The following is a 7,618-nucleotide window of genomic DNA, read 5'->3' as shown; positions in this document are numbered from 1 at the left end:
GCATACCACCGGCGGCCGACCGACAAGCTGCCGATCAACGCGCACAGCAATTGCGTGAGCTCGGGGTATCCGATCTGTTCGTCGTCCGCGACGCGGGTCCGGAGCAGCATTCGATCTCGCTTGGCTTGTTCAGAACCGAAACTGCCGCAAGACAGCATCTTGCCGATCTGCAGCGACTGAGGGTCACCGGAGCAGAGATAACGACCCGTAACCCGGCAAGCTACCGCCTGGAATTCACCGCACCCGCCGATGTCATGGAACAGATCCTTGCTCGACTTCCTCCTGCTTCAAGACAGGCTGCACGCGAGTCATGTCAGCAATGACGCACAACCACCCATTCATCGTCGGATTGACCGGAGGCATCGGTAGCGGCAAGAGTGCCGCTGCCGATGCCTTCGCGGCGTTGGGAATCGAGGTGGTCGACACCGACGCCATCGCTCACGAACTCACCGGTGCGAACGGCGCAGCGATGCCGCTCATCGTCGCGGCCTTCGGCCCCGCCATGCGGGGTCCGGACGGCGCGATGGACCGCAACGCCATGAGAGCTCTGGTGTTCGAGGACAGCAGTGCACGCAAGCGCCTGGAAACCATTCTCCACCCTCTCATCGGTCAGTTGAGTCAGGAGCGCTGTCTGCGCGCTGACTCCCCCTACGTGATTCTTTCGGTTCCGCTCCTGATCGAGTCCGAACGTTATCGTGATCGCTGCGACCGTATATGTGTCGTGGACTGCCCGAGCGAGCTTCAGCTTGCACGCGTCATGAAACGCAGCGGCCTCGCGGAAGAGGAGGTCCGTGCCATCATGGCTGCCCAGGCAACACGCGACCAACGGCTGGCAGCAGCTGACGACGTGATTGACAACAGTGGTACGCTCGCGCAGCTCGAGGCCCGTGTCTGCGCTCTGGACCAGACATACCGCCGCCTGGCCTCGGCCGTCTGACTGTCTTGGGCATACGGCATAGCGCCCCCAGGCGCTGTGCTATCATCTTCGCGATCGAGGGGACCCACTCCCTGGCGGCAAATCGACAACCGGTCCGACGCGCTGCTGACCCAGGGGACAGCCACCCTGCCAACCTGCAATAGAGATTCTTTGAGCGACGCGGTGATCATCAGCTACGAATATCCTCTCAACGAGCGCATTCGCACCTTGTTGCGGCTCGAGGATCTCTACCGCAAGCTTGGTCACTTCCACCGAAGCGATGCACCCCAGGATCACCACGTCGCGCTGATCACGCTGTTCGAGGTGCTCGAAGTCGCTGGCCGGGCCGATCTCAAGGTCGACCTGATGCAGGAACTCGAGCGGCAGCGGCAGATCCTGATGTCCTTCCGCAATAATCCAGAAATCTCCGAAGAGGCCTTGTCGGGCGCACTCTACGAAATCGAGCAGGCCTCCGCTTCACTGCTCGCGATGGCCGGCAAGATCGGACAATACCTGCGCGAGAACGAGTGGCTGATGGCAATCCGGTCGAGGGCAGCCATCCCGGGAGGCGTATGCGAGTTCGACCTGCCCTCCTATCATTTCTGGCTGAATCGAGACCCGGCGGCGCGACGCGGTGACCTTGAAGCCTGGATTCAACCGATGCTGCCAATCCGCGACGGGCTGACGATCGTGCTGCGGCTGCTCCGCGCGAGCGGTCATCCCGAGCCGCAACTGGCAAGCAACGGCAGTTACCAACTTACCATGAGCGGTCGCAGCGCTCAGATGCTGCGCCTCCGGCTTGCATCCAGCGAGGCGGCCATTCCCGAGATCAGCGCCAACAAGTATGCGCTGAGCATTCGCTTCATGCGCCCCGAAACGATCGCTCGACCTCGTACCGTCGAACGCGACGTGGCGTTCGAGCTGACGTTTTGCAGCCTGTGACGCGCAAAACACCCTCGGTCAAGTGTCCGCAGTGCGGCAAGACGGTGCTCTGGGCGCCATCAAGCAAGTGGCGTCCATTCTGCTCCGAGCGCTGCAAGCAGCTCGACCTGGGCGCCTGGGCTTCCGAATCCTATCGCGTACCAACCGCAGCACCCGACAGCGAAGAGCAGGGGAACGACACGCTGAACTGAGCGCAAGCGCACAATCCGCGCTCGCCACGCCGCCATCGAGCTGTCCTCGTCGCATGCTTCGGCCGCAAGCCGAATTCCGCGAATCGAGCCGGTCAACGCGGATATCTGCCCGCCGAACGCCACGCACCCCTGATCGCAGCGATGCCGTGCGCGCCGGCACTTCTGGCAGCAAGCCAGTCGTCCACGCCCAGCCCACCAAGTGCAACAATCGGCATGGGCAGACCGGAGGCCAGCTCGGTAAAACGCTGCCAACCGATACCCCTCGCAGCCGGGTGGGTCGTTGTCTCGCGGACCGGCCCGAGCAGGGCGAAATCGACACCAAGCCGGGCAGCCCGCTCGAGTTGCTCGCGGTCATGGCAGGACGCGCCTACCCATTCGAGATTCGGCCGGCGCTCACACTGCATCAATGCCCGGCTGTTGAGTTGAACCCCATCGACTCCAAGCCGCTGGGCGAGCTGAGGGGACGCGTTGATCAGCACGATCGCGCGATGCTCACGCGCACGCGCCGACACTTCAGCCGCGAAGCGCCCGAGCGCCGCCTCGTTCATGCCGGGCTCGCGTATCTGCACGCATTCCAGCCCACTTGCAAACGCCGCCTCGAGCGCCTTCAGCTGTGGTTCGATTCCGATCTCGGCCGCGTGGGTGATGCCGATGAAACGCGGCAGACGCAAGGCCTTGAAGATCGGCCCATTGGCTGGGAGCATCGGCTCGCACACCGATTCCTCCGCCAAGGCCCAGGCCAGCTCACTGTGCACATGGTCATTTACCTCACCATGCCAACGCGGAACCTCGAAGAAGTGCAGCCGTACCCGTGCATGCTCGTAGTGGTGTTCGCGCACCAGCCACGGCCAGCATTCGTCCACGATGATTCCGAGCTCCTCGTGCAACTCGCGGGCAAGCGCCATTGCCGGCGACTCCCCGCCCTCGACCTTGCCTCCGGGAAACTCCCAATACCCCGGATAAAAGGTACCCGGCGCACGGCGCCCCAGCAGAAACCTGCCATCGGGCGCGCGAATCACGCCTGCGGCCACGTTAACCAGCTTACTCATCGGATCACCCTGTCGACCGCGAACCGGCGTGATCGCGTGCGAACTGCCAGGCCACACGCCCTGATCGCGAACCCCGCATCATCGCCCACTGCAGGGCATCCTGCCGCGCCGACTCTATGGCAGGCTTGTCCAGGCCGAACACACGCAACCAGTGGGCAACAATCGTTAGATACTCGTCCTGACTGAACGGATAAAAGGAGATCCACAAACCGAACCGCTCGGACAGCGAGATCTTCTCCTCGGTCGCTTCGGCCGGATGCACCTCACCATTCACATGCCGCGCCATGAGGTTCTCGTCATGGTACTCCGGCATCAGGTGGCGGCGATTCGACGTGGCGTAGATCAACACGTTTTCGGGCACCGCAGCCAGCGAGCCGTCAAGCACGCTTTTGAGTGCCTTGTAGGCCGCTTCGCCTTCTTCGAACGACAGGTCATCACAAAACAGAATGAAGCGCTCCGGCCTTCCATCGATCAGGTCGATGATCTCGGGCAGATCGATCAAGTCGTTCTTGTCGACCTCGATCAGGCGCAATCCCTTGCCTGCGTATTGCGTCAGCAAGGCCTTCACCAGAGACGACTTTCCGGTTCCGCGCGCGCCGGTGAGCAACACATTGTTTGCCAGCCGCCCCTCGATGAATTGCCGCGTGTTCCGTTCGATGCGCGCCTTCTGTTCGTCGATGTCGCGCAAATCCTTGAGGCGTATCGCGTGCGGTTTGCGCACCGGCAACAGTCTGCCCTGCCCGTGACGGCGCACCCATCGGAACGCCACGCCAGCCCGCCAGTCGGGAGCGGCCGCCGGCGCGGGCAACAGCGCTTCGACCCTACCCAGCACATCTTCGGCACGCGCCACCAACCGCGACAGATCACTCAACGTCATCTTTGTTCCTGTCCTTATCATCGTTCCCGCGTCTGGGCCAGGTCGCCCAGACTATCGTGAGGAGCAGCGCCAGCGCGATGCCCGCCTCCAGAAAAATCACCCACATGCCAGCCTCCTTGGCGACCCGGTATACTCCGGCCCCATCGCCACGCAGTGTACGACGACAACATGCAAGCACCCAAGGCCCTTTATCTCGCGCTTCTCGCCCTTGCCATCGCGGGCCTGAGCGCATGCGCAAGCCGCACCGCCCCGGCACCCTGCCCCGAAACAACCTGTCCGGCATGCCCGACGTGTCCGACGATCGCCGAGCCCGAACCTGAGCGCGAGCCAGCGCCACCGCTGCAGATGGCATCCTGGGCAGACCTCGCGGGCTGGAATCACGACGATCATGCGCAGGCCTGGCCGGCCTTGCGCAGCTCCTGTTCGACACTCATTCGTCAGTCTCTGTGGCAATCCGTATGCTCCGCCGCCGAATCACTCGGCGCCACGCCATCGACACATGCGGTACGTCAGTTCTTCGAAGCGCATTTCACGCCGTGGGCCACCGTCAACCCCGACGGTGGCCGCCAAGGTCTGGTAACCGGCTACTACGAGCCACTGATCGAAGGAAGCCGCCAGCCGTCGACGCAATACGCCTGGCCGATCCGCGGCGTACCCGAGGACATGCTCACGATCGACCTCGGCGATGTCTATCCCGACCTGCGGGGCATGCGCTTGCGTGGTCGCCTGGTGGAAAACCGCATCGTGCCGTATTGGGACCGGTCACAACTCACCGAGCTTGGCGACCTCTTGCCCGCACCGGTATTGCTGTGGGCGTCCGACCCGATCGACCTGTTCTTTCTGCAGGTCCAGGGCTCGGGTCAAGTACGTCTGCCGGACGGTACGCGGGTTCGTATAGGTTACGCAGACCAGAACGGCCACCCCTATCGCTCAATAGGTCGTTGGCTGATCGATCAGGGCGAGCTCACCCTGGAAAACGCCTCGATGCAGGGAATCAAGGCATGGGCAAAGAGCAACCCGAACCGGCTGAAGGAGCTACTCGACACCAACCCCAGTTACGTCTTCTTCCGGGAACTGCCCCCGTCAGACGGGGGCCCGATCGGCGCCCAAGGCCACCCTCTGACCGCCGAACGCAGCCTTGCCATCGACCCGCGCTTCACGCCGCTAGGCGCACCCGTTTTCCTCGACACGACCTTTCCCCTTAGCGACCGACCTCTGCGTCGTCTGATGGTCGCACAAGACACTGGCGGCGCCATCAAAGGCCCGGTCCGGGCGGATTTCTTCTGGGGCTTCGGCGACGATGCAGGCGCACTGGCCGGACGCATGCGTCAGCAAGGACGCATGTGGGTGCTCCTGCCAAACGGACACACCCCTTGAGCGCCACCAGATGCGACCGTTGTCGCCGGTCTAGGCTCCTTTGATCGCTTGGCCGAGAGGCTGCGCCGGACCGAAGATTGGCAGGCTCTAAAGCACCGCTTCTCATCGTTCCACCAATAGAGTAGCGGCACACTGGGTGCCGATAAGCGAAAAGAGACTCGGGATTCGCCCCTACTCGATCACACTGGACAGCGCCTGCTCAAGTTGAGGTGCCTGCATGTAACCGCCGAGACGTCGACCGTCAGCGAGGAACATTGTCGGCGTGCCATGAATCCGCATCTGCTGGCCGAAGGCGACGTTCGCATCCACGCTCGAACTGTCGCAACTCACGTCGGGCGGCGTCACACCGCGAAGAATCCATTCGTTCCACGCCGCAGCCTGATCGCTGGCGCACCAGATATTACGCGATTTGCGCACCGAATCTTCGTTCAGAATCGGGTAGAGAAACGTGTAGATCGTGACATCGTCAATCAGCTCCAATTCCTGCGCCAAGCGCTTGCAGAATCCGCAGTTGGGGTCTTCGAAGGATGCGATCACGCGACTGCCGTCGCCCCGTACCTGCTTGATCGCCTGATCGAACGGAAGCGCAGAAAAATCGATCGAAGCCAACTCGGTGAGCCGCGCCTGCGTAACATCGCGACGGGTCTCGGTGTCGATGATTCGACCATCAACGATGAAGCTTACATTTGCATCCGTGTACACCAATTCGCCACTGCGCAGTACCACCTCGTAAAGACCGCCAAAACGCGTCTCGCTCACGGAATCGACGACCGGCGCGCCTACGAAAGCTTCGACGCCTTGACGCACTGAGCCGACATCTGCAAACGTAACGGACGATGCGACGAACAACGCGCTCGCGAGCAGCGACCGCAAAGGAAAGTGGGACATACGTTTCTCCAGGGTTAGAACTTCCCGCTGATCGCATAACGGATCAGCGCACTCTTTAGGACAGGTACTCGTTCGGTCAGGTTCATACCGACATTGCGCACCAGGGAGGTGAGTGGGTCGCGCATTTTGAACAGGCGGTTTAGCGCGTGTGTCGTGTACTGCACCAGAAACGGCTCTTCAGCTCGTTCGCGCGCATAGGAGCGCAGCACGAGAAGATCACCTGGGTCGCGCCATTGCGGCAAACGTAACAAGCGTTCGGAAAGCGCCCGTACATCCTGGAAGCCCAGATTGATACCGTGCCCCGATAGGGGGTGTATTGCGTGAGCCGCATCGCCGACAAGCGCTAACCGGTGCCGAACCACTTCCGAGACCCGCATCAGCCGCAACGGAAAGCCCGCGGGAGCGGAGTCCAGTTCCAGCCTGCCTAATCGCCGGTCCCCCGCCGCAGCGACCGACTCACAAAAAGCCTCGGGACTCAAGGCAAGCAGCCGCTCCGACTCTTCCGTCGCAACTGACCACACGATTGAAATCCGGTCCCCAGGCAAAGGCAACCACGCCAGAATCGAGCCATCCCGAAACCACTGAAAGGCGGTGTTCCGATGCCCTTCGGCGCAACGAAAGTTGGCCACCACACCCACCTCGTCGTACTGTGTGAAATCGGCCTCAATGCCGGCATGCTGTCTGACCCAAGAGTTCGCTCCATCGGCGGCAACAACCAGCCGCGACCTCAGTCGCACACCATCAGTCAGAACCAACTCGGCGCCGGCATCGCCAATTGAGAGGGAGGAAGGTTTTGCAGGACAGAAGACCCTTACATTGTGCTGGCGTTTAAGCGTTTCCCAGAGCTCGAGCTGAAGCAAGCTCGACTCGGTGATCCAGGCGAGTTCCCCCACTCCTGCATCATATGCGGAAAACCGAAGGCTGCCATTGCTGTCACCCAACACCAGCATTTCCGAAACAGGGGTGAGTCGGGATGCGTCCAGCCGCTGCCACACGCCAAGCTCTTCGAGAAAGCTTTGGTTAATTGGGCTGATAGCGTAGATGCGTTGATCCCAGCCCTCAGCCCTCACCGGCACCGCGCCCTCGACAACTGCCACTCGCCAGGAGGATTGGCGCAAGGCCACAGCAAGGCTCGCGCCGGCGAGCCCGCCCCCAACGATGACGATGTCGAATTCCATGAGCAAAACCTGAATACGGACCAGCGCCCATTTTGCCCGAGCGTTCGCTGCCCGTCACTGAGAGATGTATTTGTTGTTGTAGACGGTCTCACCCCCGGTCTTTTGGACGCGGGGGTGAGTGAGTGTGGTTAGTCTGACGATGACCTACTTTCGCACAGGCAATCTGCACTATCATCGGCGCGGTCACGTTTCACTGTCCT

Annotated in this window: 9 protein-coding genes; 5 read left to right on the top strand and 4 right to left on the bottom strand. The window is 61.9% G+C overall.

The window, feature by feature from the left end:
* The 4 genes from GPA21_RS17860 to GPA21_RS17845 form a co-directional block, all read left to right on the top strand.
* A partial coding sequence (locus GPA21_RS17860) for an SPOR domain-containing protein (protein ID WP_168989457.1) occupies positions 1-323 on the top strand: 323 nt, incomplete at its 5' end.
* Complete coding sequence (coaE, locus tag GPA21_RS17855) at positions 320-937, top strand: dephospho-CoA kinase (RefSeq protein ID WP_211163678.1); 618 nt, start codon at positions 320-322, stop codon at positions 935-937. The genes GPA21_RS17860 and coaE, both read left to right, overlap by 4 nt.
* 165 nt (positions 938-1,102) lie before the next feature.
* Positions 1,103-1,858: a cell division protein ZapD gene (zapD, locus tag GPA21_RS17850; protein WP_168989458.1), complete on the top strand. Its 756-nt coding sequence runs from the start codon at positions 1,103-1,105 to the stop codon at positions 1,856-1,858.
* Positions 1,855-2,049: a DNA gyrase inhibitor YacG gene (locus tag GPA21_RS17845; protein ID WP_168989455.1), complete on the top strand. Its 195-nt coding sequence runs from the start codon at positions 1,855-1,857 to the stop codon at positions 2,047-2,049. The genes zapD and GPA21_RS17845 overlap by 4 nt, the downstream gene beginning before the upstream one ends.
* A 92-nt stretch (positions 2,050-2,141) precedes the next feature.
* Here the strand turns inward: GPA21_RS17845 and GPA21_RS17840 are convergent, their stop codons facing one another.
* Together GPA21_RS17840 and GPA21_RS17835 are read right to left on the bottom strand one after the other, a co-directional pair.
* Positions 2,142-3,098, bottom strand: a complete 957-nt coding sequence (locus GPA21_RS17840; protein ID WP_168989454.1) for a Nudix family hydrolase — start codon at positions 3,096-3,098, stop codon at positions 2,142-2,144.
* A gap of 4 nt (positions 3,099-3,102) precedes the next feature.
* Positions 3,103-3,975, bottom strand: a complete 873-nt coding sequence (locus tag GPA21_RS17835; RefSeq protein ID WP_168989453.1) for an ATP-binding protein — start codon at positions 3,973-3,975, stop codon at positions 3,103-3,105.
* A 168-nt stretch (positions 3,976-4,143) separates the two neighbouring features.
* Between GPA21_RS17835 and mltA the strand changes: the two genes are divergently transcribed.
* Entirely contained in the window at positions 4,144-5,352 is a 1,209-nt protein-coding gene (gene mltA / locus GPA21_RS17830; protein ID WP_168989452.1) for a murein transglycosylase A, read from the top strand.
* A gap of 171 nt (positions 5,353-5,523) precedes the next feature.
* Here mltA and GPA21_RS17825 read toward each other — a convergent pair whose 3' ends face one another.
* Together GPA21_RS17825 and GPA21_RS17820 are read right to left on the bottom strand one after the other, a co-directional pair.
* Positions 5,524-6,240: a DsbC family protein gene (locus GPA21_RS17825; protein ID WP_168989451.1), complete on the bottom strand. Its 717-nt coding sequence runs from the start codon at positions 6,238-6,240 to the stop codon at positions 5,524-5,526.
* Between the two features lie 14 nt (positions 6,241-6,254).
* A complete protein-coding gene (locus GPA21_RS17820; RefSeq protein ID WP_168989450.1) occupies positions 6,255-7,418 on the bottom strand; it encodes a UbiH/UbiF family hydroxylase in 1,164 nt (387 codons plus the stop codon).
* Positions 7,419-7,618 lie beyond the last annotated feature (200 nt).

The sequence above is a fragment of the Azoarcus taiwanensis genome (assembly GCF_012910885.1).
In the GTDB taxonomy this organism is placed as follows: Bacteria; Pseudomonadota; Gammaproteobacteria; order Burkholderiales; family Rhodocyclaceae; genus Azoarcus_F; species Azoarcus_F taiwanensis.
This window is presented reverse-complemented; position numbering and strand designations above follow the sequence as displayed.

Coding starts and splice junctions, on each gene's coding strand:
- GPA21_RS17825 (WP_168989451.1), bottom strand. CDS start 6,240: ATGTCCCACTTTCCTTTGCGGTCGCTGCTCGCGAGCGCGTTGTTCGTC.
- GPA21_RS17835 (WP_168989453.1), bottom strand. CDS start 3,975: ATGACGTTGAGTGATCTGTCGCGGTTGGTGGCGCGTGCCGAAGATGTG.
- GPA21_RS17840 (WP_168989454.1), bottom strand. CDS start 3,098: ATGAGTAAGCTGGTTAACGTGGCCGCAGGCGTGATTCGCGCGCCCGAT.
- mltA (WP_168989452.1), top strand. CDS start 4,144: ATGCAAGCACCCAAGGCCCTTTATCTCGCGCTTCTCGCCCTTGCCATC.
- GPA21_RS17820 (WP_168989450.1), bottom strand. CDS start 7,418: ATGGAATTCGACATCGTCATCGTTGGGGGCGGGCTCGCCGGCGCGAGC.
- coaE (WP_211163678.1), top strand. CDS start 320: ATGACGCACAACCACCCATTCATCGTCGGATTGACCGGAGGCATCGGT.